This window comes from Sphingomonas sp. 66-10, from assembly GCF_001897045.1.
In the GTDB taxonomy this organism is placed as follows: Bacteria; Pseudomonadota; Alphaproteobacteria; order Sphingomonadales; family Sphingomonadaceae; genus Sphingomonas; species Sphingomonas lycopersici.
This window is the reverse complement of record NZ_MKRR01000098.1, coordinates 90247-112466: the sequence shown is the minus strand read 5'-3', so window position 1 is coordinate 112466 and position 22220 is coordinate 90247. Positions and strand designations below refer to the sequence as shown.

Sequence of the window (22220 nt, the reverse complement as noted above, 5' to 3'; positions counted from 1 at the left end):
CCCTCCCCTGAAGGGGAGGGGCTTGAGAGCGCGCTTCACCGGCAGTTGAGCGACGAATTCTTCTGGTCGATCGACTTGCCGGCCAGCGCCCCGGCCGCGCCGCCGAGCAGGGTGCCGGCGAGGCGGCTGCGGCCGCCGGTAATCACATTGCCGAACAACCCGCCCAGCGCGCCGCCGACGACCAGCCCGGTCGAACCGTCGCTGCGCTTGCAATAATAGCGGCCGTCGTTGCCGCTATAGACGCGCTCGTCGGGCGCCATCGGGCGTTCCTGATATTGCGCGCCGCCGCGATAATAGCGTGACGGATCATAGCCGTTCTCGTCGCGCCAGCCGCTGTTGGGATCGTTGTTGTAACCGCGATTGTCGTCATAGCGCGGCGGGGGCGGATAGCCGCCGTTGCCGCGCCGCGAGACGCTGAGGTAGCGATCATATTCCTGGCGGAAGACCTCGAGCTCGTTGCTGAAGCGATCCTGCGCGGCGCGGAAGCGTGCCTCGTCGGCGGAGGTTTGCGCGAGCGCCGGCACCGCGCCGGTCAGGCCGGCGGCGACGAGCGCGACGCTGATAATCCGGGTAAACATTCTGCACTTGCCTCTCTGCCCGTTGATCGGGCGCCACAAGGTATAGGAACGCGTAACAATCTCGTTGCTGAACGAGGCGCGAATGCCCCTTTGACCGTCATGCCGGACTTGATCCGGCATCCAGAGCCACGGGCGGCATAGCGTGTGACTCTGGATGCCGGGTCAAGCCCGGCATGACGAGGGGGGTGGGGTTTTCTTCACGCCGACAGGCTGACGAAACTGTCCATCACCCGCTTGAGCCCGGCCTTCTCGAATTCGATCTCCAGCTTGTTGCCCTCGATCGCGACGATCGCGCCATAGCCGAACTTCTGGTGGAACACGCGCATCCCGAGCGAAAGATCGCTGCGCCCCTTGTTGCCGAGGCTGACCGACGGGCTGCGGCTTTCGACCACGCGGGTCGGCTCGCGGGTGAAGGTGCGGCTGGTCCAGTCGCCGCCCGGCTTGGCGGCATCAAGCGTTCCCGCCGCGCGCTGCCAGCCGGGGCCGCGCCCGGTGCCGCGGCCGACATCGGCGAAGGGATCGGCGCGCTCGGACCAATTGGCGCGCCACAGGCTCGCGCCGCCCGACATCGTCGTTTCCTGATCGACGTGATCCGCCGGCAGTTCGGCGACGAAGCGCGACGGGATCGACGAGGTCCACTGCCCGTAGATGCGGCGGTTGGCGGCGTGGAGGATCGTCGCGCGGCGCCGCGCGCGGGTGATCGCGACATAAGCGAGGCGGCGTTCCTCCTCCAGGCTGCGCGTGCCGCCCTCGTCGAGCGCGCGCTGCGACGGGAAGATGCCTTCCTCCCAGCCGGCGAGGAACACTTGGTTGAATTCCAGCCCCTTGGCGGCGTGGATCGTCATGATCGTGACCTTGGCGTCCTCGCGCGCGCCCTCATTGTCCATCACCAGGCTGACATGCTCGAGGAACGCGCCGAGATTCTCATATTCCTCCATCGCGCGGACGAGCTCGTTGAGATTCTCCAGCCGCCCGGCGGCGTCGGCGGATTTGTCCGCCTGCCACATCGCGGTATAGCCGCTCTCGTCGAGAATCTGCCGCGCGAGATCGGGATGGGCGAGGTCGACCGCCATCTCGCGCCAGCGCACGATATCGCCGACGAAGGTGCCGAGCGCGCGGCGCGCCTGCGGGGTCAGTTCGTCGGTGTCGAGGATGCGCGCGGCGGCGGCGCTCAGCGGCAGCCCCTCGGCGCGCGCGAGCTGGTGGAGCCGCGCGATCGCCTTGTCGCCCAGCCCGCGCTTGGGGACGTTGACGATCCGTTCGAAGGCGAGATCGTCGGCCGGCTGGTTGACGATCCGCAGATAGGCGAGCGCATCGCGGATTTCGGCGCGCTCGTAGAAGCGGAAGCCGCCGACGATGCGGTAGGGCAATCCGATCGCGATGAACCGGTCTTCGAACTCGCGCGTCTGGTGCTGCGCGCGGACGAGGATCGCGATATCGTCGAGGCTGGTGCCGTCGCGCTGCGCCGACTCGATCTCGTCGCCGACGCGGCGCGCCTCTTCCGGGCCGTCCCACACGCCGATCACGCGGACCTTCTCGCCGGCGTCGATCTCGGTCCACAGGGTCTTGCCGAGCCGCCCCGAATTATGCGCGATCACGCCCCCCGCCGCGCCGAGGATATGCGGGGTCGAGCGGTAGTTCTGCTCGAGCCGGATTACCTTGGCGCCGGGGAAATCGCGTTCGAAACGCAGGATATTCTCCACCTGCGCGCCGCGCCACGAATAGATCGACTGATCGTCGTCGCCGACGCAGCAGATGTTGCGCCGCTCCTGCGCGAGCAGCCGCAGCCAGAGATATTGGACGCTGTTGGTGTCCTGATATTCGTCGACCATGATGTAGCGGAAGCGCTGCTGATAATGCGCCAGCACCTCGCGGTCGGTCTTGAGGATCGTCAGGACGTGAAGCAGCAGGTCGCCGAAGTCGCAGGCGTTCACCGCCTTCAGCCGATCCTGATATTGCTGGTATAATTCGCCGCCGCGCCCCGCGCCGTAGCGCTCGCTTTCGCCGGCATCGACATCGCCGGGGGTGAGCCCCTTGTTCTTCCATTCGTCGATCAGCCCGGCGAGGCTGCGCGCCGGGAAGCGCTTCTCGTCGATATTCGCCGCGACGATCAACTGCTTGAGCAGGCGGAGCTGATCGTCGGTGTCGAGGATCGTGAAATTGCTCTGCAGCCCGACGAGTTCGGCGTGGCGGCGCAGCATCTTGGCGCCGATCGCGTGGAAGGTGCCGAGCCACGGCATCCCCTCGACCGCGGCGCCGACCAGCCGTCCGACGCGCTCCTTCATCTCGCGCGCCGCCTTGTTGGTGAAGGTGACCGCGAGGATTTCGGACGGATAGGCTTTGCGGGTCCACAAGAGATGCGCGAGTCGTGCGGTGAGCGCGGCGGTCTTGCCGGTCCCGGCGCCGGCGAGGACGAGCACCGGGCCGTCGGTGGTCAGCACGGCCTCGCGCTGCGGCGGGTTGAGGCCGGCGAGATAGGGGGCGTCGTCCGGGGTGGGGGCGGGGGTGTTCACCGCCGAACAGGTAGGGAACGAGCGCGCGCGGGGCAAGCGCCTGATTGGCGGCGGTCGACACGCGAAAACGGCTTGTCTCGCGCGGCGGATCGTGAGAACAAAGTGGAAACATGGCTGGGAGAATAAGGATGCCGATCACGGGGCGATGCCATTGCGGCGCGGTGACCTGGCGCGCGAGCGAAGAGCCGCAGCGTCATTCTTTGTGTCATTGCGAAGATTGTCGGCGCTGGTCCGGGGCGCCGGTCGTCGGCTGGGCTGCGTTCGACGAGAATGTCGTGACGATCGAGGGCGAGACGCGCGGCTATCAATCCTCCTCCGCCGCGACGCGCGAATTCTGCGCCCGATGCGGCACCGGGTTGTTCTACCGCAGCGCTACTTTGCTTCCGGGTATTCTCGACATTCAGTCCGGCACGATGGATGATCCGGAAGCGTTCCCGCCCAGTGCACAAGTTATGGTGCGGCATAGACTTGGCTGGGCGCGGGAGATGGATAAGCTACCGGCGTTCGGAAGCTACCCGGGGATGGATTGATGCCGACCGACGATCCGATCGCACGCTGGCACGATTATATGCATGCGCCGACCCCCGAGGGCCTGTCGGCGATGCTCCACGAGGATTGCGTCTTCCAGAGCCCGGCGGTGCATACGCCGCAAAAGGGCAAGGCGCTGACGATGAAATATCTGCTCGCCGCGGCGCAGGCGCTGGGCGGACCGGCGTTTCGCTATGTCGGCGAATGGCGTGCGGACCGCGGCGCGGTGCTCGAATTCGAATGCGAGGTCGACGGCAAGTTCGTCAACGGCGTCGATATCATCGCGTGGGACGACGACGGGCTGATCACCGGGTTCAAGGTGATGATCCGCCCCATCAAGGCGTTCGACGCGGTGGTGCCGCGGATGGCGGCGATACTGGCGGGGTAGAGGGCGACCTCAATCGTCACCCCCGCGAAAGCCGGGATCGCGTACCTGGGGCGAAGGCGAGAGCCGGCGACGGCAATAAGCTCCTCCTTGTGTCCCCGCGGAGGGTTCCCATCAAAGTAATAGTTTGATGGGGCCCGAGGCGGGAACCCAGTCTGGGCTCCCGCCGTCGCGGGAGTACAGCCCTGCGGAACGGGGTGGATCATATCGTGCGAGCGATTCTCTGACGGCCCGAGATCCCGGCTTTCGCTGGGATGACGGACGTGCGACCCGCTCGCGGCGGTTTACTTCTTCGCCGCCGCCCGCTTCCGCTGCCACGCTGCCTCCAGCGCGGCCGCCGTCCCGTTGCGCGACGCCAGCGTCAGCCCGGTCAGTTCCAGCTTCCGCCCGCGCAGGAAGCGCGATTCGGTGCGCCACAGCACGTCGTACAGCCCGGTCTGGCTGTGTTTCGTATCGCCGTCCCACCAGCTCACGCTGATCAGCACCGGCAGTCGCCCGCTGCGCGCGTCGCTGCCCTCATTGGCCTTGAGCAATGCATCGGCGAACCAGTCGCTCGCGATGCGCGGGCCGGGGAGCGCGTCCTGCGGCGCGACGCCGAGCGCCTTGGGGAAGGTGACGGTCGCGGCGCTGAACACATGCTCGCTGTCGGCCAGGGCCAAAGCATCGCCGCCGTCGGCCACCGTGCCGAGCAGGGTCACCACGCCGCGCGCATGTTCGGTGCTCGTCGCCTGCGCCGCGCGCGCGGCTTCGTCGGCCCGGCGGCCCGACCAGTTGAGATAAAGCGTCGCGGCAGCGATCAGCACCCCGGCGACCGCGACCAATTCGGCGAGCGTCACCCAGCGGCGACGCGTCGCGGCCTGATCGGCGGTTTCGCTCATCGCCCGCCCATTTCCAGCAAACGCCGCGGGGCGACCAGTTCCCAGCTCCGCGCGATCCGGTCCGCCACGCGATCCCAGTCGGTATCGTCGCGGTCGAGTCGCATCGCCACCCAGCCGAACGGGCCGAGATAGGCGGGGCGGAAATAGCAATCCGGGTCGAGCTCGATCAGCAATGCCTGTTCCTCGCCGTCAGCGGTCTTGACGATCGCCACGGTTTCGCCGTCGCCGTGATGATCGTGCCAGAAATAGGCGAAGAACTTGCCCTTTTCGATATGAAATCCGGGCGATCCGTGGCTCAGCCGCTCCATCGCCGCCGGCAGCGCCAGCGCGATCTCACGCACGCGGGCGAGGGCGGAGGCGGGATCGGGACTCATCGCGCGAGCCATTCCTTCAGGACGCGGGGATAAAGCTGATGTTCCGCCTCCAGCACGCGCGAGGCAAGCGTTTCCGCATCGTCACCGGGCAGGATCGGGACATTGGCCTGACCCAGCACCGCGCCGCCGTCGAGCTCCTCGGTCACGACATGGACCGAACAGCCCGCCTCGGCATCGCCCGCCTCGATCGCGCGGGCGTGGGTATCGAGCCCCTTGTACTTGGGCAGCAGCGAGGGGTGGATATTGACGATCCGCCCGCGCCAATCGGCGACGAAGCGATCCGACAGCAGCCGCATATAGCCGGCGAGCGCGATATATTCGGCGCCCGCGGCGCGCAGCGCGGCGTCGAGCGCGGCTTCATAGGCGGCCTTGCCGATCCCCTTCGGCGACAGCGCGAAGGTCGGGATGCCCTGTTCGCGTGCCCAGGCGAGCCCGGCGGCCTCGGGGCGATCGGAGGCGACCACCACGACTTCATAACCGTCGCCCGCCGCCTTCACCAGCGATTGCATGTTCGATCCGCGCCCGGAGACGAGGATCGCGACCTTGGGGAGCGCGCTCATGCGTGATGCGTCGCGGTCCAGTCGCCGCGCGCGCTCCAGGTTTCGGCCGATCCGCGCACGGTGCAGCCGCGCTCGCCCGCGTCGACCGTGCCGATGCGGAAGATCGTCTCGCCCGCGGCTTCGAGCGCCGCGGTCACCGCGTCCGCGGCGTCTGCCTTGACGATCACCGCCATGCCGATGCCGCAGTTGAAGGTGCGTGCCATTTCGGCGGGTTCGATCGCGCCCTGCGCCTGGAGGAAGGCCATCAGCCGCGGCTGCGGCCAGGCATCGGCATCGACCGTCGCGTGGCACCCGGCGGGGAGCACGCGCGGGATGTTTTCGAGCAGCCCGCCGCCGGTGATGTGCGCCAGCCCGTCGATCCGGCGTTCGCGGACGAGCGGCAGGAGGCTTTTCACATAGATGCGGGTCGGCGCCATCAGCGCGTCGATCAGCAGCCGATCGGGGTCGAACAGAGCCGGGCGATCGAGCCGCCACGCCTTGTCCGCCGCGAGCCGCCGGACGAGCGAAAAGCCGTTGGAATGGACCCCCGAGGAGGCCATGCCGAGAATCACGTCGCCCGGCGCGATCGCGCTGCCGGTCAGCACCGCCGAGCGCTCGACCGCGCCGACGCAGAAGCCGGCGAGGTCATAATCGCCCTCGGCATACATGCCGGGCATCTCGGCGGTCTCGCCGCCGATCAGCGCGCAGCCGGCGATCTTGCAGCCTTCGGCGATCGAGGCGACGACTTGCTCCGCGACCGCGTTGTCGAGCCGGCCGGTCGCGTAATAATCGAGGAAGAACAGGGGCTCGGCACCCTGCACGATGAGGTCGTTGGCGCACATCGCGACGAGATCGATCCCCACGCCGGCGTGGCGGCCGTGGTCGATCGCGAGCTTGAGCTTGGTGCCGACGCCATCATTGGCGGCGACGAGCAACGGATCGCTGAACCCCGCGGCGCGCAGATCGAAGAAGCCGCCGAACCCGCCGAGATCGGCATCCGCCCCCGCGCGGCGCGTCGCGCGGGCGAGCGGGGCGATGGCGCGAACCAGCGCGTTGCCGCCGGCGATGGAAACGCCCGCGTCGGCGTAAGTATAGGGAGCGTTGCGACGATCTTCGGTCATGCCCGCGCGTCTAGGGCGCAAAGGCGTTGGGGGCAACGTTCTCCATGCGTGATTGGATCGGCTTCCGCACCTCATGTGCTCCCGCGAAGGCGGGAGCCCAGACTGGGTCCCCGCCTTCGCGGGGACACAACGACCTTTACGAAAGCAACGACCTTACGAAAGCCAAGCAACGTCATGCCGGGCTCGACCCGGCATCCAGAGCCACAAAGGACACCGCCTAAGACTCTGGATGCCGGGTCAAGCCCGGCATGACGAGATAATGTAGGAGCGGGGAGTTTGGGCGTCGAAGCATATCTCGCTTGGATTTCCCCGCCTGCTTCGCCAAAAGGCGGTGCAAGATGCGTATCCGTCCGTTTTTCCTCGCTTCCGCTATCGGGGTGGTGCTGCTCGGCGCCGGTATCGGCATCGCCCAGATCGAAGGCGGCGATCGCGGCGTTGCGCCGGTCGACAGCTCGTCCGATTATGAGGTGAGCGGGGTCACCGTCGACGTCTCGGCCAAGGATGCGGATAGCGCGCGCTACGGCGGGTGGCGGCTGGCGCAGCGCAAGGCATGGGTGCAATTGTCGCAGCGGCTCGGCGCGGGCGGCGGGCTGGTATCCGACGGCGCGCTCGATTCCGTCGTGTCGGGGATCGTCGTCGAAAACGAGCAGATCGGGCCCAATCGCTATATCGCGCGGCTTGGGGTGCTGTTCGATCGCGGCAAGGCGAGCGCGATGCTCGGGGTGAGCGATTCCGTCTCGCGCTCGGCGCCGATGGTGGTGATCCCGGTGATGTGGGCGGGCGGCGCGGCGACGGTGTTCGAACAGCGCACCGCGTGGCAGGAAGCCTGGGCGCGCTATCGCACCGGCAACAGCACGATCGATTATGTCCGCCCGGTCGGCACCGGCCCCGATCCGTTGCTGCTCAATTACGGGCAGACGCAGCGGCCGGGGCGCGGCTGGTGGCGATCGGTGCTCAACCAATATGGCGGCAGCAACGTGCTCGTCCCCACCGTGCGGCTCCAGCGGCAATGGCCGGGCGGGCCGATCGTCGCGATCTTCCAGGCGCGCGGCGGGCCGGACAATAAATTGTTCGGGCAGGTCGCGCTGCGCGTCGACAATGCCGCCGGGCTACCGCAACTGCTCGATGCCGGGGTGAAGCGGCTCGACGATCTCTATCAGGCGGCGTCGCGCGGCGGGCTGCTGCGCACCGATACCGGGCTCGCTTATGTGCCCCCGGTCGCGGCGACCGAGGAAGAGGTGCTGCCTGACGATTCGCTGCCGTTGACCGCCCCGTCGGCGGGCGGCGCGACGATCTCGGTCCAGTTCGATTCGCCCGGCGCCGGCGCGGTCAACGCGACCGAGGCGGCGTTGCGTGCGGTGCCCGGGGTGGCGACGGCGGGCACCTCCAGCCTCGCGCTGGGCGGGGTATCGGTGATGACCGTTACTTATGGCGGCACCGCCGATGCCTTCCGCGCCGCGCTGCAGGCGCGCGGGTGGCAGGTGTTCGGCACCGGGACGACGATCCGCATCCGCCGCGCGCAACCTTCCGCGCCCGAAGCGGCGCCGGGCAACGCGACCGGCGGATGACGAACCAGATCGCGCTGCCGCTGGAGTGGCCCGCCGATCCGCGCGACGAGGAGTTTTTGGTGACGCCCTCGAACGCGCGCGCGGCGCATACCGTCGAGCATTGGGGGGCGTGGCCGGTGATGACCGCCTTGCTCACCGGCCCGCGCAAATCGGGGCGCAGCCTGCTCGCGCGGATCTTCGCCTCGAAGAGCGGCGGGACGATCATCGACGATGCCGAGAAGCGCCCGGAGGCCGAGCTGTTCCACGCCTGGAACGAGGCGCAGGCGCATCGCCGCCCGCTGCTGATCGTCGCCGATGCCGCGCCGCCCGAATGGCGCATCCGGCTGCCCGATCTGCGCTCGCGGCTCGCTGCCTCGCCGATCGCGGCGATCGGCGCGCCTGACGATCAGTTGATGCGCGCATTGCTCGAACGCCAGTTCATGCGCCGCGGGCTTGATGCGCGCCCCGATCTGATCGACTGGCTGGTCGCGCGGATCGAGCGGAGTCATATTGCCGTCATACGAACGGTCGATGCGCTGGATCAGGAGGTGCTGGAGCGCCGCAAGCGGTTGTCGATCCCGCTCGCGCGCACCACGCTCGCCGGCGCCGCGTTGATCCCCCCCTTGTCGACGGACCTGCAATGACCCGCCCCGCGCATATCGCCGCCAGCATCAAGGCCGATGACGACCCGTTCGAGAGTCAATCGACCGATCGCTATTTCAACCGCGAGCTTTCGTGGCTGGCGTTCAACCGTCGTGTGCTGGAGGAGGCGTGCAACCCGGCGCATCCGCTGCTCGAACGGCTGCGCTTCCTGTCAATCTCTGGCTCGAACCTCGACGAATTCTTCATGGTCCGCGTCGCCGGGCTGAAGGGGCAGCAATTGCTCGAGGTGGAGGCGCGCTCGGCCGACGGGCTGACCCCGACCCAGCAGCTCGTGGCGATCACCGAAACTGCTGACAAGCTGCTGATGGATCAGGAGAAAGTGTGGCGGGATATCCGCCACGCGCTCGCCGATTCGGGGATCCAGGTGCTCGGATCGAGCAAGGTCGACGCGGTGCTGTCGGTCGAGGAGATCGGCTGGCTCGAAACCCATTTCCGCGAGCAATTGCTCCCGGTGCTGACCCCGCAGGCGCTCGATCCGGCGCACCCGTTCCCGTTCATGCCCAACAAGGGGCTGGCGGTGATGTTCGATCTCGTCCGCCTGTCGGACGACGAACCGATCCGCGAACTGGTGATGCTGCCCGCGGCGATGAAGCGCTTCGTGCGGCTGCCGGGGGACGATGCGCGTTACGTCGCGACCGAATCGATCGTGAAGCGCTTCTCCCCGGTGCTGTTCCCCGGCTATCGCGTGCTCGGCGCGGCCGAGTTCCGCGTGCTGCGCGACAGCGATATCGAGATCGAGGAAGAGGCCGAGGATCTCGTCCGCTATTTCGCCAATGCGATCAAACGCCGCCGCCGCGGGCGGGTGATCCGGCTCGAACTCGAAACCGGGATGCCCGAGGCGCTGGAAACGGTGCTGCGCGAGGAATTGGGCGAGGCGGGGGCGCTGATCACCGAGAGCGGGTCGTTCCTCGGCATCGGCGATCTCGATCAATTGTACGACGAGGATCGGCCGGACCTCAAATTCCCGCCCTTCACCCCGCGCTTCCCCGAGCGGATCCGCGAGTTCGACGGCGATTGCTTCGCCGCGATCCGCGCCAAGGATATCATCGTTCACCATCCCTATGAGACGTTCGACGTCGTGCTCGCTTTCTTGAAGCAGGCGGCGGCGGACCCCGATGTGGTGGCGATCAAGCAGACGCTGTACCGCGCGGGCAAGCAATCGGCGGTGATCAACGCGCTGATCGCCGCGGCCGAGGCGGGCAAATCGGTCACCGCGGTGGTCGAGCTGAAGGCGCGGTTCGACGAGGAACAGAATTTGCTGTGGGCCAGCGCGCTCGAACGCGCCGGGGTGCAGGTGGTCTATGGTTTCATCGACTGGAAGACCCACGCCAAGATCTCGATGGTCGTGCGGCGCGAGGCCGGGCAGTTCCGCACCTACTGCCATTTCGGGACGGGCAATTATCACCCGATCACCGCGCGCATCTACACCGACCTCAGCTTCTTCACCGCCGATCCGCGGATCGGGCGCGATGCCTCGCGGGTGTTCAATTACATCACCGGCTATGTCGAGCCTGAGGGGATGGAATTGGTCGTCATCTCGCCGCGCTATCTGCGCGAGCGGCTGATCGAGTTGATCGACGCCGAGATCGCGCATGCCCGCGCCGGGCGCGCCGCGACGATCTGGGCCAAGATGAATTCGGTGGTCGATCCCGCGATCATCGAGAAGCTCTACGAGGCGAGCGGCGCGGGGGTGGAGATCGATCTCGTCATCCGCGGCATCTGTTGCCTGCGCCCCAAGGTGCCGGGGATGTCGGACAATATCCGCGTCAAATCGGTCGTCGGGCGCTTTCTGGAGCACAGCCGCATCGCCTGTTTCGGCAATGGCGCGGCGTTGCCCAACGACAAGGCGCATGTGCTGATCTCGTCGGCGGACTGGATGCCGCGCAATTTCGATCGCCGCGTCGAATATATGCTCCCGCTGGAGAATGAGACGGTTCATGCGCAGGTGCTCGATCAGGTGATGCTCGCCAATCTGATCGACGACGAGCAGAGCTGGGAGCTCGAATCCGACGGCAGCTACACGCGGATCAAGCCGGGCGACAAGCCATTCAACTTGCACCGTTATTTCATGACCAACCCCTCGCTCTCCGGGCGCGGCGCGGCGCTGGCGGAGGGGGGCGCGGTGCCGACCTTGTCGTTGCGCCGGCAGGAATTGAAGGAAGATTGATGGCCGCGCCGCGCACGGCGATCATCGATATCGGTTCGAATTCGATCCGTCTGGTGGTCTATCAGGGACCGGCGCGACTGCCGGCGACGCTGTTCAACGAAAAGGTGCTTGCGGGGCTGGGGCGCAGCCTCGCGCAGACCGGGGCGATCGATGCCGAGGCGATGGCCGCGGCGGAGGCGGCGCTGGGGCGTTTCGCCGCGCTGGTGCGCGAATTGCGCTGCGACACGGTGCGTACCGTCGCCACCGCGGCGGCACGCGATGCCGCCAACGGCGCCGAACTGCTCGCGCTGGCCGAAGCGGCGGGGCTGACGGTCGAATTGCTGTCGGGCGCGGAGGAAGCGCGCGCGGCGGGCTATGGCGTGCTCTCGGCGATCCCGCATGCCGACGGGATCGTCGGCGATCTCGGCGGCGGCAGCCTCGAACTGGTGCGGGTCAAGAATGGCAAGGTACGCCAGCACGCCTCCTTCCCGCTCGGGGTGCTGCGGATCGCGGCGTTGCGCGACGCTTCACAAGGCAGGGGCGGGCTCGACCGGCGCGTCGGGCGGCTGCTGCGCGAGGCCGGGTGGGGCGGCGCGGGCAAGGGGCTGCCGCTGTATCTGGTCGGCGGATCGTGGCGCGCGCTGGCGCGGCTCGATATGGATCGGACGCATTATCCGCTCCCGATCATCCACGAATACGCCATGTCGGCGGAGACGGTGGCGCGGCTCGGGCGGACGATCTCGCATGTCGCCAAGGGGCGGCTAAAGGCGGTGTCCGGGCTGTCGACCGGGCGCATCCCGACGCTTGGCGACGCGGCGGCATTGCTCGCCTCGCTGATCAAGCATCTCAAGGCCAAGGGGACGATCGTGTCGGCTTATGGCCTGCGCGAGGGGTTGCTCTACGGCGCGCTCGACGAGCGGACGCGTGCGCAGGACCCTCTGGTGGTGGCGACGCGCGACGAGGGGCGCCGGGCGGGGCGTTTCCCCGAACATGGCGACCTGCTCCACGACTGGATCGCGCCGCTGTTCGTCGGCGAATCCGCGAGCGATGCGCGGCTGCGCCACTCCGCATGCCAACTCGCCGATGTCGGCTGGCGCGCCAACCCGGAGTTTCGCGCCGAACGCGGGATGGAGATCGCGCTCCACGGCAATTGGGTCGGGGTCGATGCGCGCGGTCGTGCGATGATGGCGCAGGCGCTGTGGACCGCGCTTGGCGGCAGCACCTCGAGCCCGCCGCCGCTCCCGGCGCTGGCGAGTGACATGGATCTGTCGCGCGCGGTCGGCTGGGGGCTGGCGATGCGGCTCGGGCAGCGCATGTCGGCCGGGCTGGCGGGGCCGTTGCAGCGTTCCAGCCTGTCGGTCAGCGGGCGCGGACTGACGCTCGGGCTTAGCGCGGCCGACCGCCATCTCTATGGCGAAGCGGTGGAAAAGCGCCACAACGCACTCGCCGCCGCGCTGGGGCGGACGCCGATCCTGACGGCATGATTGCTCCCCCCTTTGTTCAAGGGAGGGGAGAAGGGGTGTCGCTGGCTATCCGCAGCTGATGCTCCGCACGATATTCCGCTCGCCGATCATGATGTTGAGCCGGTCGGCGCGGAAGTCCATCGTCGCGGCCTGCCCCGGATAGAGCACGCGGACGCTGCGCGCGCCCGACATGTGCCGCGCACGGCGCTGGAGATCGGGACGGTAGGGCGCCCCCACGAAACGCTGAACGGCATCGGCGCGGCACTGGCGCACCGGGCCGGGCATCCCCGGCCGATCGTCGACACAGCCGACCAGCGCAATCAGCGGCAGGACGGCAAAGAGGGCCTTGGTCATACGGCATTCCCCTCGGTTCGCGTCATTTTGAGCCTGCCGCCCTGAACCGCGAAACCCAATCGGCCCTCGACCAGATCAAGCGCGTCATGCCCGAACTGGTCATAACGCCAACCCGTTAGAATCGCTAGACCTTCCCGCTGGCCGGCGGCGAGCGCCTCGAGTTCCTCGCCGCGTGCGAGCAGCCGCGGCGCGACGTCGATATCGCGCGCGCGGATCTTGAGCAGCAGCTTGAGCAGATCGGCGACCAGCGCGCCTTCCTTGCCCAGCCCGGGCTTGCGATCGTCCCGCGGCGGCATCTCGCTCGCCGACATCGGCTGCGCCTCGGCGATCGCGGTCATCAGGCGCTTGCCGATATCGTTCGCCGCCCAGGTCGCGGAAAGCCCGCGGACCCGCGCAAGATCGGGCTGTTTCTTCGGCGGATGCCCGGCGAGATCGGCGAGGGTTTCGTCCTTGACGATGCGGCCGCGCGGCAGATCCTTGGCGCGTGCCTCCATCTCGCGCCAGCGCGCGATCGCCTTCAATCGGCCGAGCACATCGGGCTTGCGGCCGGAGATGCGCACGCGCTTCCACGCCAGCTCGGGATCGTTGGCGTAATTGGCGGGATCGGCGAGCCGTTCCATCTCCTGATCGAGCCACGCGCCGCGCCCGGTCTTCTTGAGCCGTTCGAGCATCCGCGGGAAGATCTTCGACAGATGCGTCACGTCGCCGATCGCATAATCGACCTGGCGCTGATCGAGCGGGCGGCGCGACCAGTCGGTGAAGCGCGCGCCCTTGTCGATCTGGATGCCGAGCCAGCTGTCGACGAGGTTGGAATAGCCGATCTGCTCGCCCTGGCCGAGCGCCATCGCCGCGACCTGGGTGTCGAACAGGGGATGCGGGGTCTTGCCGGTGAGATTGTAGATGATCTCGAGATCCTGCCCGCCGGCGTGGAACACCTTGAGCACCTCCTCATTGTCGACCAGCAGGTCGAGCAGCGGGGAGAGATCGAGCCCCGGCGCCTTGGGGTCGATCGCCGCCGCTTCTTCGGTGTCGGCGATCTGGATCAGGCACAACTCGGGCCAATAGGTGCTCTCGCGCATGAACTCGGTGTCGACGCAGACGAAGGGGGCGTTGGCGAGGCGCGCGCACAGGTTGGCGAGCGTCGCGTTATCGGTGATCAGCGGGTGAACATGCATAAGTCGCGCCCCATAGCCCCACGCGCGCGCCTTGACAAAGCGGGGATGGAAGGGGAGGGCGCGGCGCATGCACGCATATCGTTCTCACACCTGCGCCCAACTCTCCGCGTCCAACGTCGGAGACAGTGTCCGTCTTTCCGGCTGGGTCCACCGCAAGCGCGATCATGGCGGCGTGTTGTTCGTCGACCTGCGCGATCATTACGGCATCACCCAGATCGTCGCGGATAGCGATTCGCCCGCGCTGCCGGTGCTCGAATCGCTCCGCGCCGAATCGGTCGTCACGATCGACGGCCATGTGAAGAAGCGCTCCGACGCGACGATCAACACCAACCTCGCGACCGGCGAGATCGAGGCGTTCGCCACCGCCGTCACCGTCCAGTCGGTGGCGCAGGAGCTGCCGATGCCGGTGGCCGGCGAGGCCGAATATCCGGAAGAAATCCGCCTGCGCTATCGCTTCCTCGATCTGCGCCGCGAAACGCTCCACGCCAATATCATGCTGCGTTCGGCGGTGATCGCCTCGATCCGGCGGCGGATGATCGATCAGGGGTTCACCGAGTTCCAGACCCCGATCCTCACCGCGAGCAGCCCGGAGGGCGCGCGCGACTATCTTGTGCCGAGCCGCGTCCACCCCGGTAAATTCTACGCGCTGCCGCAGGCGCCGCAGATGTTCAAACAGCTCCTCATGGTCGCGGGCTTCGATCGCTATTTCCAGATCGCGCCGTGCTTCCGCGACGAGGATGCGCGCGCCGACCGGTCGCCGGGCGAATTCTACCAGCTCGATTTCGAGATGAGCTACGTCACCCAGGAAGACGTGTTCGCCGCGATCGAGCCGGTGCTCCACGGCGTGTTCAGCGAGTTCGCCGACTGGCAGGGCAAGGGCCGCACGGTCAGCGCCTTGCCGTTCCGCCAGATTCCGTATCGCGAATCGATGCTCAAATACGGCAACGACAAGCCCGATCTCAGGAACCCGATCCTGATCTCCGACGTGTCGGAGCATTTCGTCGGCTCGGGCTTCGGCCGCTTCGCCTCGATCGTCGAGGCGGGGGACGTGGTGCGCGCGATCCCCGCGCCGGGCACCGCCGAGAAGAGCCGCAAGTTCTTCGACGACATGAACGCCTGGGCGCAGTCCGAAGGGTTCGCCGGGCTCGGCTATGCCACCCGCAAGGGGGGTGAGTGGGGCGGCCCGATCGCCAAGAACCACGGCGAGGACAAGATGAACGCGCTCGCCAATGCGCTCGGCCTCGGGCCGGACGACGGCTTGTTCTTCGCCGCCGGCAAGGAGGCGCAGGCCGCCAAGCTGGCGGGCCTCGCGCGCACCCGCGTCGGCGAACAGCTCGACCTCATCGACAAGAGCCGGTTCGAATTCTGCTGGATCGTCGATTTCCCGATGTTCGAATATGACGAGGACAACAAGAAGATCGACTTCAGCCATAACCCGTTCAGCATGCCGCAGGGCGAGCTGGAGGCGCTGGAGACCAAGGATCCGCTCGATATCCTCGCTTATCAGTACGATATCGTGTGCAACGGCGTTGAGCTGTCGTCGGGCGCGATCCGGAACCACCGGCCGGAGATCATGTACAAGGCGTTCGAGATCGCGGGCTATACCCGCGAGGATGTCGACACGAACTTCGCGGGCATGATCAACGCGTTCAAGTTCGGCGCCCCGCCGCACGGCGGCTCCGCGCCGGGGATCGACCGCATCGTCATGCTGCTCGCCGACCAGCCCAATATCCGCGAGGTGATCGTCTTCCCGATGACGCAGAAGGCGGAAGACCTGATGATGGGTGCGCCGAGCTTCGTTTCCGCGAAGCAGCTGCGCGAACTCAACCTGCGCTCGACCGCCGAGGGCGTGCCGACCGCGGGCTAAAACCTTCCTCGTCATGCCGGGCTCGACCCGGCATCCAGAGTCACAGGCCGTATCGCTCGTCGCTCTGAATGCCGGATCAAGTCCGGCATGACGGTAGAAGGCTCTGATTCGCCTCGATAACCGGGGGCTGGCGCTGCGCGCGATTTCGCGGCAGGTTGCCGCCATGATCGATCTCGCCGATTACGAAAAGGGCAAGCCCTACAAAGGCAAGTATAATCGCGATCTGGCGGCGCTGCAGGAGCGGCTCAACCATATCCTCGTCGCGCATATCGTCCACCAGCGGCCCGCGGTGGTGATGCTCGAAGGCTGGGACGCGGCGGGGAAGGGCGGGATCATCCAGCGCCTCGTCGAGCGGTGGGACCCGCGGCATTTCGAGGTTTATCCGATCAGCGCGCCGACCGAGGAGGAAAAGGCGCATCCCTTCCTCTGGCGCTTCCGCCGGCATCTGCCCGAGCCGGGGGACGTCACGATCTTCGACCGCAGCTGGTATGGCCGCGTGCTGGTCGAGCGGGTCGAGGGGTTCGCGACGCGCGCGGAATGGCGACGCAGCTACAGCCAGATCAACGATTTCGAGACGCGGCTGATCGAATCGGGGACGACCCTGGTGAAATTGTTCATCCATGTCGGGCAGAAGGAGCAGGACAAAAGGCTGCGCGACCGGCTCGAGGATCCGTGGAAGCGCTGGAAGACCGGGCCGGAGGATTATCGCAACCGTGCCAAACGCGCCGCCTATCTGGAGGCGATGCACGAGATGTTCGAGCGCACCGATACCGCGATCGCGCCGTGGCACGTGATCGACGGCAACGACAAGAAAGCAGCGCGGATCGCGGCGCTCACCGTGGTGGCGGATGTGCTTTCCGCCAATGTCTCGATGGACCCGCCCGCGCTCGATCCCGAATTCGAACGCATCGCGCGCGAGGCGCTGAAGGGGTAACGCTCTCCACCTCACCGTTCGCCCTGAGCTTGTCGAAGGGCTGCCCTTCTTTCCGAGGAAGAAAGTGCAGGGCTTCGACAGGCTCAGCCCGAACGGTGTTGTGTTTGGCGAACGGCGAGAAAAATCATACCGCCGGCGCGAATTCCCCGTCGTCGCCCATTACCCACAGCACCCCGCCGCGGATCGAGAACCACGCGCCGTGGAGCGCCAGCCGGCCCTCCGCCTCCGCCTCGCGCACGCACGGGAAGCTGCGCAGATTGGCGATGCTGACGCGGACGGTTTCCAGCTCCAGCTGGTGCGCGGCTTCGTCGCCGGTGCCATATTGCGCGACGATCCGGTCGCGTGCCTCGTCGAGCATGTCGATCCAGCGCGCGATGAACCCGCCTTCGCCCGGCTTGGCATCGGTGAAGCGCCCGGTGAGCGAGGCGTGGACGCCGCCGCAGGAGCCGTGGCCCATCACGACGACTTCCTCGACCTTGAGCTGGGTCACCGCGAATTCCAGCGCCGCCGACACGCCGTGCCGCCCGCCGCCGAGCTCGAACGGCGGGACGAGGTTGGAAACGTTGCGGACGACGAAGATCTCGCCCGGCGACACGTCGAACACGGTGGCGGGATCGGTGCGGCTGTCGGAGCAGGCGATCACCATCACCTTGGGGCTTTGCCCCTGCGACAATTCGGCCCAGCGATCACGCTGTTCGACCCAGCCATGTTCGTGGAAACGCCGGTATCCGGCGACGAGATCGGTGAAGACGGTCATGCGACGCTCTTATCGCGTTGTTTCGCGGGAGGGCAGTCGCTATTTGCACGCGCATGAACGAGATCTCCCCCGTCGCCGCGCCGCGCCAGCGCAAGCCTGACTGGATCCGGGTGAAGGCGCCCACCTCGATCGGGTTCGCCGAGACCAAGGGGTTGATGCGCCGGCTTAATCTCGCGACGGTGTGCGAGGAGGCGGCCTGCCCCAATATCGGCGAGTGCTGGACCAAGAAGCACGCGACGGTGATGATTCTCGGCGACACCTGCACCCGCGCCTGCGCCTTCTGCAACGTCAAGACCGGGATGCCGCGCGCGGTCGATCCGCTCGAGCCCGAGCATGTCGCGGTGGCGGCGGCCGAACTGGGGCTCGAGCATATCGTCATCACCTCGGTCGACCGTGACGATCTGCCCGACGGCGGGGCGTCGCAATTCGTCAAGGTGATCCAGGCGTTGCGCCGCAACACCCCCGATACGACGATCGAGATCCTGACCCCCGATTTCCGGAACAAGGCGCAAGCCGCGGTCGAGTCGATCGTCGAGGCGCGGCCCGACGTCTACAATCACAATCTCGAAACCGTCCCGCGGCTCTATCCGACGATCCGCCCCGGCGCGCGCTATTACGCCTCGCTGCGCCTCTTGGAGAGCGTCAAGCGCCACGATCCGTCGATCTTCACCAAATCCGGGGTGATGCTCGGGCTCGGTGAGGAGCGGCTCGAAGTGCATCAGGTGATGGACGACATGCGCTCCGCCGACATCGATTTCCTGACGATGGGGCAATATCTCCAGCCGACCCCGCGGCATGCGAAGGTCGCCGAATTCGTCACCCCCAAGGCGTTCGACGCTTATGCCGCGATCGCGCGGGCGAAGGGCTTCCTGCTCGTCGCCAGCTCGCCGCTGACGCGTTCCAGCTATCACGCCGGCGACGATTTCGCGAAGATGAGGGCAGCGCGCGAGGCGCAGCTTGCCAAGGCATAAGGAAACCCGCCGGCTTCCCTATACGCCGGAGCAGATGTTCGATCTGGTGGCGGATGTCGCGCATTATGCCGATTTCCTGCCGTGGGTCGTCGCGATGCGGGTGCGCAGCGACACCGCGACCGAGACGGTCGCGGACATGATCGTCGGCTTCAAGGGGCTGCGCGAGACCTTCACCTCGCGCGTGGTGAAGCAGCGGCCGGTGTCGGTCCACGTCGACTATGTCGAAGGGCCGCTCAAATATCTCCACAACGATTGGGGGTTCCGCCCCGATGGCGACGGTTGCCTGGTCGATTTCTCGGTCGACTTCGCGTTCAGGAACCGCGTGTTCGAGGCGATGGCCGGGCAGGTCTTCGCCGCCGCGCTGCGCCGGATGATCGGCGCGTTCGAGGAGCGCGCCGCGGTGCTTTACGGTGCCGGATCGACGGCGGGCGGCGGCACGGGCTCGGGCGGCATCAGCAAGTCGAGCGCGACCAGCGCGGCCTGAAGCCGCACCCCGCCACGGCCGAGATCGCCGAACTGGTGCTTGTCCGCCACCACGTCGGACGGATCGCCGCCGCGCTCGGCGCGCGCGAACACCACGGTGCCGACCGGCTTCTTTTCCGATCCGCCGCCGGGCCCGGCGACTCCGGTGATCGCCACCGCGACATCGGCCTGAGTCGTTTCGAGTGCGCCCTGCGCCATGCTCCACGCCACCGCGATCGAAACCGCGCCGAAGGTTTCGAGCACGTCGTTGCTGACGTTGAGCAGCCCGAGCTTGGCCTCGTTCGAATAGGTGACGATCCCCGCCTCCAGGACATCGGACGAACCGGGGATTTCGGTCAGCGCGGCGGAGACGAGCCCGCCGGTGCAGCTTTCGGCCACGGCGATGCGACGTCCGGCGGCGCGATTGGCTTCGACGACGCGGACAGCCGCGGCAACGAGCTCTGAGGGGAGAATATTGTCGGTCATGATTTAGCGGCTGCACATACCGGAAGGTCGGGAACCCCGGCAACCGGCTTCCCGCGTGCCTTGCGCGCCTTGAGATATTGCAGCGTCGCGACGATGATCCCGGCGGTGTTGCGCGCGGGCAAGGGCTCGAGCAGCGTCACCAGCCGGTCGATCGTCGGGCAATCCGCCGGCTGGATGCGGCCGACGACCTGCGGCGCGAACAGCGAGGTGAGCAGCGGCCGCGCATAATCGGACTGGAGCAACGCATCGACCGCCGGGTCGCTGAGCCGCACGATCGCGGCGCGCGCCGCCGGCCAGGCGGCGTCGGCCGCGGCCTGATAGCGTTGCAGGAAGGCGCTCGACGGGCGGCGCACGAGGCTCGACGGCGGGAGCGCGGTGCATATCCGCCCGGTCTCGCGGATGATATCGGGCATCGCGACCAGCGCGATCGCCTCGGCGTCGGCCGGGGTGAGGCAGGGGGTCTGCGCGGTGGCGACGGTCGGCACGGCGATCAGAACGAGCGCGGCGAGGGTGCGTTTCAGCGCGGCACGCGCAAACGTCATCCCGTTCGCGCTGAGCTTGTCGAAGGGCTTTTCTAACACCCTCGTCACCCCGGCCTTGAGCCGGGGTCCATCGGGAGGCAAGCACGGAGCAAGAGGCTCCTGCCGCTGAGCGCGGGGCATGATGGATCCCGGCTCAAGGCCGGGATGACGGAGGTCCGGCGGCACGGGCATCTGCCCCGCGACGGTGGTCACCACGTCGCTCCCGGCAGATCGACCGTTACGATCGCCTGCGCCGCAATGCCTTCGCCGCGCCCGGTGAAGCCGAGTCGCTCGGTCGTGGTGGCCTTTACGCTGACCCGCTCGACCGGCAGCGCGAGCAGTTCGCCGATCCGCGCGCGAATCGTATCGCGATGCGGGCCGATCTTGGGCGCCTCGCACATCAAGGTGAGATCGACGAAGGTCACGCGGCCGCCGCGCGCCTCGACCAGCGACAAAGCGTGGCGCAGGAACTGCCCCGATTCGGCGCCGCGCCATTGCGGGTCGCTCGGCGGAAAATGCATCCCGATATCCCCCGCCGCGATCGTCCCGAGCAACGCGTCGGTGATCGCGTGGAGCGCGACATCGGCGTCGCTGTGCCCCGACAGGCCCTGATGATGCGGAATCAGCACTCCGCCGAGCCACAATTCCTCGCCGTCGGCGAGCCGATGCACGTCGAAGCCGAGCGCCGAGCGCGTCTCGCGGCCCAGCCGCGCCTCGGCGGCGGCGATGTCCCCAGGGTAGGTGATCTTTTCCAGCATCGTATCGCCCTGCACCAGCGCCACCGATCCGCCAAGCGCGCGGACCATCTGCGCATCGTCGGTCGCCTCGCCGCCGCGCCACGCGCGATGCGCCGCCGCGAGCGTCACGAAGCGGAACGCCTGCGGCGTCTGGACGCGGCGCAGCGCCTCGCGCGGCACGTTGGCGCCGTCCGCGTTCACCAGGGTATCGGCGACCGGCAGCACCGGCACCGCGCCGTCATGCGTGGCCAGCGCGGCGATCAGCCGGTCGATCACCGCGGCGGACAGGAACGGGCGGGCGGCGTCATGGACCAGCACAAGATCGGCACCGTCGAGCGCGGCGAGCCCGGCGGCAACCGATTCGCGCCGCGTCGCCCCGCCGGTGACATGACGCGCACCGGGCACCGCGGCGGCGAGCAATGCCTCCTGCCCGGCGCCGATCACGACGAGCACCTCGTCGATCGCGGGATGATCGCCGAACGCCTGATGGCTCCACGCCAGCATCGCGCGGCCGGCGAGCGGCGCATATTGTTTGGGTAAGGTCGCGCCGGTGCGCTCCCCCTTGCCGGCGGCGACGATCAACGCGACGGTTTTCATGGCGCGGCGCCCTAGGGGCTAAAAGCGTCGGGGGCAATGTCGGGAGAAAATCCGGGGCGGCCTGACAGGGAAGGGGCCGCCCCGTAGTTCAGGGAACGGCCGGGAAAAGGGAAGACCCGGCCAGGTCGACGCCGAGGGGACGTCGTCGACGATTGCCGAGCTAAACGAAGGATGTTGCGGCAATGTGTCGGCGCTGTGCGATCGTGTTTCGATCGCGAAATGTTGACGCGCCGTCGCTGAGCGGGGATGGAAAGCGATGACCACGGCCGCATCGACCCGCCGCATCCTGATCGCCAGCCTCGTCGGCACGACGGTCGAATTCTACGATTTCTATATCTATGCGACCGCCGCGGCGCTCGTCTTCGGTCCGTTGTTCTTTCCGGCGGAGAGCGCCTCGGTCCAGCTTTTGTCCTCTTATGCCAGCCTGGCGGTGGCGTTCATCGCGCGGCCGGTGGGGGCGTGGGTGTTCGGGCATTATGGCGACCGGATCGGGCGCAAGTCGACGCTCGTCGCCTCGCTGATGATGATGGGCGGATCGACGCTGGCGATCGCTTTCCTGCCCACTTACGCCACGATCGGCTGGTGGGCGCCGCTGATCCTGTGCGTCCTGCGGTTCGGACAAGG

23 protein-coding genes are annotated in these 22220 nt (G+C 67.5%); 11 read left to right on the top strand and 12 right to left on the bottom strand.

Annotated elements, in window-relative coordinates; translation table 11 throughout:
* Window positions 1-35: 35 nt before the first annotated feature.
* Window positions 36-578 carry a glycine zipper 2TM domain-containing protein gene (locus BGN95_RS09245; RefSeq protein ID WP_286772456.1) on the bottom strand — a complete coding sequence of 181 codons (543 nt, stop codon included), beginning with the start codon at window positions 576-578 and terminating at the stop codon, window positions 36-38.
* 197 nt (window positions 579-775) lie between these two features.
* Window positions 776-3091 carry an ATP-dependent helicase gene (locus tag BGN95_RS09240; RefSeq protein WP_286772455.1) on the bottom strand — a complete coding sequence of 772 codons (2316 nt, stop codon included), beginning with the start codon at window positions 3089-3091 and terminating at the stop codon, window positions 776-778.
* Window positions 3092-3201: 110 nt separating this feature from the next.
* Here BGN95_RS09240 and BGN95_RS09235 point away from each other — a divergent pair, with 110 nt between their 5' ends.
* Window positions 3202-3621: a GFA family protein gene (locus BGN95_RS09235; RefSeq protein ID WP_502688274.1), complete on the top strand. Its 420-nt coding sequence runs from the start codon at window positions 3202-3204 to the stop codon at window positions 3619-3621.
* Complete coding sequence (locus tag BGN95_RS09230) at window positions 3621-4007, top strand: nuclear transport factor 2 family protein (protein ID WP_265312154.1); 387 nt, start codon at window positions 3621-3623, stop codon at window positions 4005-4007. Before BGN95_RS09235 ends, BGN95_RS09230 begins: the two co-directional genes overlap by 1 nt.
* A 281-nt stretch (window positions 4008-4288) precedes the next feature.
* Here BGN95_RS09230 and BGN95_RS09225 read toward each other — a convergent pair whose 3' ends face one another.
* From BGN95_RS09225 to purM, 4 genes are read right to left on the bottom strand one after another with little or no spacing between them, the layout of a single operon-like run.
* Window positions 4289-4882 (bottom strand): hypothetical protein, encoded by a 594-nt coding sequence (locus BGN95_RS09225; protein ID WP_286772453.1) that lies wholly within the window; start codon window positions 4880-4882, stop codon window positions 4289-4291.
* The gene (locus BGN95_RS09220) at window positions 4879-5256 is read right to left on the bottom strand and encodes an MmcQ/YjbR family DNA-binding protein (protein ID WP_179511803.1); all 378 of its coding nucleotides are present in this window, start codon (window positions 5254-5256) and stop codon (window positions 4879-4881) included. Before BGN95_RS09220 ends, BGN95_RS09225 begins: the two co-directional genes overlap by 4 nt.
* Complete coding sequence (gene purN / locus BGN95_RS09215; RefSeq protein WP_286772452.1) at window positions 5253-5816, bottom strand: phosphoribosylglycinamide formyltransferase; 564 nt, start codon at window positions 5814-5816, stop codon at window positions 5253-5255. Before purN ends, BGN95_RS09220 begins: the two co-directional genes overlap by 4 nt.
* Complete coding sequence (gene purM / locus BGN95_RS09210; RefSeq protein WP_265312152.1) at window positions 5813-6916, bottom strand: phosphoribosylformylglycinamidine cyclo-ligase; 1104 nt, start codon at window positions 6914-6916, stop codon at window positions 5813-5815. The genes purN and purM overlap by 4 nt, the downstream gene beginning before the upstream one ends.
* Before the next feature lie 338 nt (window positions 6917-7254).
* Between purM and BGN95_RS09205 the strand changes: the two genes are divergently transcribed.
* Genes BGN95_RS09205 through BGN95_RS09190 form a run of 4 tightly spaced genes read left to right on the top strand, consistent with a single transcriptional unit; the run spans window position 7255 to window position 12756 of the window.
* A complete protein-coding gene (locus BGN95_RS09205) occupies window positions 7255-8484 on the top strand; it encodes a heavy-metal-associated domain-containing protein (RefSeq protein ID WP_286772451.1) in 1230 nt (409 codons plus the stop codon).
* Window positions 8481-9107 carry an HdaA/DnaA family protein gene (locus BGN95_RS09200; RefSeq protein ID WP_265268327.1) on the top strand — a complete coding sequence of 209 codons (627 nt, stop codon included), beginning with the start codon at window positions 8481-8483 and terminating at the stop codon, window positions 9105-9107. The genes BGN95_RS09205 and BGN95_RS09200 overlap by 4 nt, the downstream gene beginning before the upstream one ends.
* Entirely contained in the window at window positions 9104-11293 is a 2190-nt protein-coding gene (locus BGN95_RS09195) for an RNA degradosome polyphosphate kinase (protein ID WP_265312150.1), read from the top strand. Before BGN95_RS09200 ends, BGN95_RS09195 begins: the two co-directional genes overlap by 4 nt.
* Complete coding sequence (locus BGN95_RS09190) at window positions 11293-12756, top strand: Ppx/GppA phosphatase family protein (protein WP_265312149.1); 1464 nt, start codon at window positions 11293-11295, stop codon at window positions 12754-12756. Before BGN95_RS09195 ends, BGN95_RS09190 begins: the two co-directional genes overlap by 1 nt.
* Window positions 12757-12801: 45 nt before the next feature.
* On the opposite strand, the gene BGN95_RS09185 is transcribed toward BGN95_RS09190, so the two are convergent.
* Together BGN95_RS09185 and rnd are read right to left on the bottom strand one after the other, a co-directional pair.
* Entirely contained in the window at window positions 12802-13089 is a 288-nt protein-coding gene (locus tag BGN95_RS09185; RefSeq protein ID WP_265268330.1) for an I78 family peptidase inhibitor, read from the bottom strand.
* Complete coding sequence (gene rnd / locus BGN95_RS09180; RefSeq protein ID WP_265268331.1) at window positions 13086-14264, bottom strand: ribonuclease D; 1179 nt, start codon at window positions 14262-14264, stop codon at window positions 13086-13088. Before rnd ends, BGN95_RS09185 begins: the two co-directional genes overlap by 4 nt.
* Before the next feature lie 67 nt (window positions 14265-14331).
* Here rnd and aspS point away from each other — a divergent pair, with 67 nt between their 5' ends.
* Window positions 14332-16131 (top strand): aspartate--tRNA ligase, encoded by a 1800-nt coding sequence (gene aspS / locus BGN95_RS09175; RefSeq protein WP_286772450.1) that lies wholly within the window; start codon window positions 14332-14334, stop codon window positions 16129-16131.
* Window positions 16132-16294: 163 nt separating this feature from the next.
* Window positions 16295-17065: a polyphosphate kinase 2 family protein gene (locus BGN95_RS09170; protein WP_265268333.1), complete on the top strand. Its 771-nt coding sequence runs from the start codon at window positions 16295-16297 to the stop codon at window positions 17063-17065.
* A gap of 124 nt (window positions 17066-17189) precedes the next feature.
* Here BGN95_RS09170 and BGN95_RS09165 read toward each other — a convergent pair whose 3' ends face one another.
* A complete protein-coding gene (locus BGN95_RS09165) occupies window positions 17190-17822 on the bottom strand; it encodes a carbonic anhydrase (protein ID WP_265268334.1) in 633 nt (210 codons plus the stop codon).
* A 53-nt stretch (window positions 17823-17875) separates the two neighbouring features.
* Here BGN95_RS09165 and lipA point away from each other — a divergent pair, with 53 nt between their 5' ends.
* On the top strand, window positions 17876-18793 hold the full coding sequence (gene lipA / locus BGN95_RS09160) for a lipoyl synthase (protein WP_286772449.1): 918 nt from the start codon (window positions 17876-17878) through the stop codon (window positions 18791-18793).
* Entirely contained in the window at window positions 18780-19277 is a 498-nt protein-coding gene (locus BGN95_RS09155) for a type II toxin-antitoxin system RatA family toxin (protein WP_265268335.1), read from the top strand. Before lipA ends, BGN95_RS09155 begins: the two co-directional genes overlap by 14 nt.
* Here the strand turns inward: BGN95_RS09155 and BGN95_RS09150 are convergent.
* The 3 genes from BGN95_RS09150 to BGN95_RS09140 form a co-directional block, all read right to left on the bottom strand.
* The gene (locus BGN95_RS09150; protein ID WP_265312148.1) at window positions 19199-19741 is read right to left on the bottom strand and encodes a CinA family protein; all 543 of its coding nucleotides are present in this window, start codon (window positions 19739-19741) and stop codon (window positions 19199-19201) included. The genes BGN95_RS09155 and BGN95_RS09150 overlap by 79 nt on opposite strands.
* Window positions 19738-20283: a hypothetical protein gene (locus BGN95_RS09145; protein ID WP_265268337.1), complete on the bottom strand. Its 546-nt coding sequence runs from the start codon at window positions 20281-20283 to the stop codon at window positions 19738-19740. Before BGN95_RS09145 ends, BGN95_RS09150 begins: the two co-directional genes overlap by 4 nt.
* A 188-nt stretch (window positions 20284-20471) precedes the next feature.
* Complete coding sequence (locus BGN95_RS09140; RefSeq protein ID WP_265268338.1) at window positions 20472-21596, bottom strand: bifunctional 2-C-methyl-D-erythritol 4-phosphate cytidylyltransferase/2-C-methyl-D-erythritol 2,4-cyclodiphosphate synthase; 1125 nt, start codon at window positions 21594-21596, stop codon at window positions 20472-20474.
* 256 nt (window positions 21597-21852) lie between these two features.
* Between BGN95_RS09140 and BGN95_RS09135 the strand changes: the two genes are divergently transcribed.
* Window positions 21853-22220 (top strand): MFS transporter (locus BGN95_RS09135; RefSeq protein ID WP_286772478.1); only part of this gene is annotated, 368 nt, incomplete at its 3' end.

Excerpts from the sequence above, each read along its gene's own strand:
- BGN95_RS09245 (WP_286772456.1), bottom strand. The coding sequence starts at position 578 with ATGTTTACCCGGATTATCAGCGTCGCGCTCGTCGCCGCCGGCCTGACC.
- BGN95_RS09235 (WP_502688274.1), top strand. The coding sequence starts at position 3,202 with ATGGCTGGGAGAATAAGGATGCCGATCACGGGGCGATGCCATTGCGGC.
- BGN95_RS09230 (WP_265312154.1), top strand. The coding sequence starts at position 3,621 with ATGCCGACCGACGATCCGATCGCACGCTGGCACGATTATATGCATGCG.
- BGN95_RS09225 (WP_286772453.1), bottom strand. The coding sequence starts at position 4,882 with ATGAGCGAAACCGCCGATCAGGCCGCGACGCGTCGCCGCTGGGTGACG.
- BGN95_RS09220 (WP_179511803.1), bottom strand. The coding sequence starts at position 5,256 with ATGAGTCCCGATCCCGCCTCCGCCCTCGCCCGCGTGCGTGAGATCGCG.
- purN (WP_286772452.1), bottom strand. The coding sequence starts at position 5,816 with ATGAGCGCGCTCCCCAAGGTCGCGATCCTCGTCTCCGGGCGCGGATCG.
- purM (WP_265312152.1), bottom strand. The coding sequence starts at position 6,916 with ATGACCGAAGATCGTCGCAACGCTCCCTATACTTACGCCGACGCGGGC.
- BGN95_RS09205 (WP_286772451.1), top strand. The coding sequence starts at position 7,255 with ATGCGTATCCGTCCGTTTTTCCTCGCTTCCGCTATCGGGGTGGTGCTG.
- BGN95_RS09200 (WP_265268327.1), top strand. The coding sequence starts at position 8,481 with ATGACGAACCAGATCGCGCTGCCGCTGGAGTGGCCCGCCGATCCGCGC.
- BGN95_RS09195 (WP_265312150.1), top strand. The coding sequence starts at position 9,104 with ATGACCCGCCCCGCGCATATCGCCGCCAGCATCAAGGCCGATGACGAC.
- BGN95_RS09190 (WP_265312149.1), top strand. The coding sequence starts at position 11,293 with ATGGCCGCGCCGCGCACGGCGATCATCGATATCGGTTCGAATTCGATC.
- BGN95_RS09185 (WP_265268330.1), bottom strand. The coding sequence starts at position 13,089 with ATGACCAAGGCCCTCTTTGCCGTCCTGCCGCTGATTGCGCTGGTCGGC.
- rnd (WP_265268331.1), bottom strand. The coding sequence starts at position 14,264 with ATGCATGTTCACCCGCTGATCACCGATAACGCGACGCTCGCCAACCTG.
- aspS (WP_286772450.1), top strand. The coding sequence starts at position 14,332 with ATGCACGCATATCGTTCTCACACCTGCGCCCAACTCTCCGCGTCCAAC.
- BGN95_RS09170 (WP_265268333.1), top strand. The coding sequence starts at position 16,295 with ATGATCGATCTCGCCGATTACGAAAAGGGCAAGCCCTACAAAGGCAAG.
- BGN95_RS09165 (WP_265268334.1), bottom strand. The coding sequence starts at position 17,822 with ATGACCGTCTTCACCGATCTCGTCGCCGGATACCGGCGTTTCCACGAA.
- lipA (WP_286772449.1), top strand. The coding sequence starts at position 17,876 with ATGAACGAGATCTCCCCCGTCGCCGCGCCGCGCCAGCGCAAGCCTGAC.
- BGN95_RS09150 (WP_265312148.1), bottom strand. The coding sequence starts at position 19,741 with ATGACCGACAATATTCTCCCCTCAGAGCTCGTTGCCGCGGCTGTCCGC.
- BGN95_RS09145 (WP_265268337.1), bottom strand. The coding sequence starts at position 20,283 with ATGACGTTTGCGCGTGCCGCGCTGAAACGCACCCTCGCCGCGCTCGTT.
- BGN95_RS09140 (WP_265268338.1), bottom strand. The coding sequence starts at position 21,596 with ATGAAAACCGTCGCGTTGATCGTCGCCGCCGGCAAGGGGGAGCGCACC.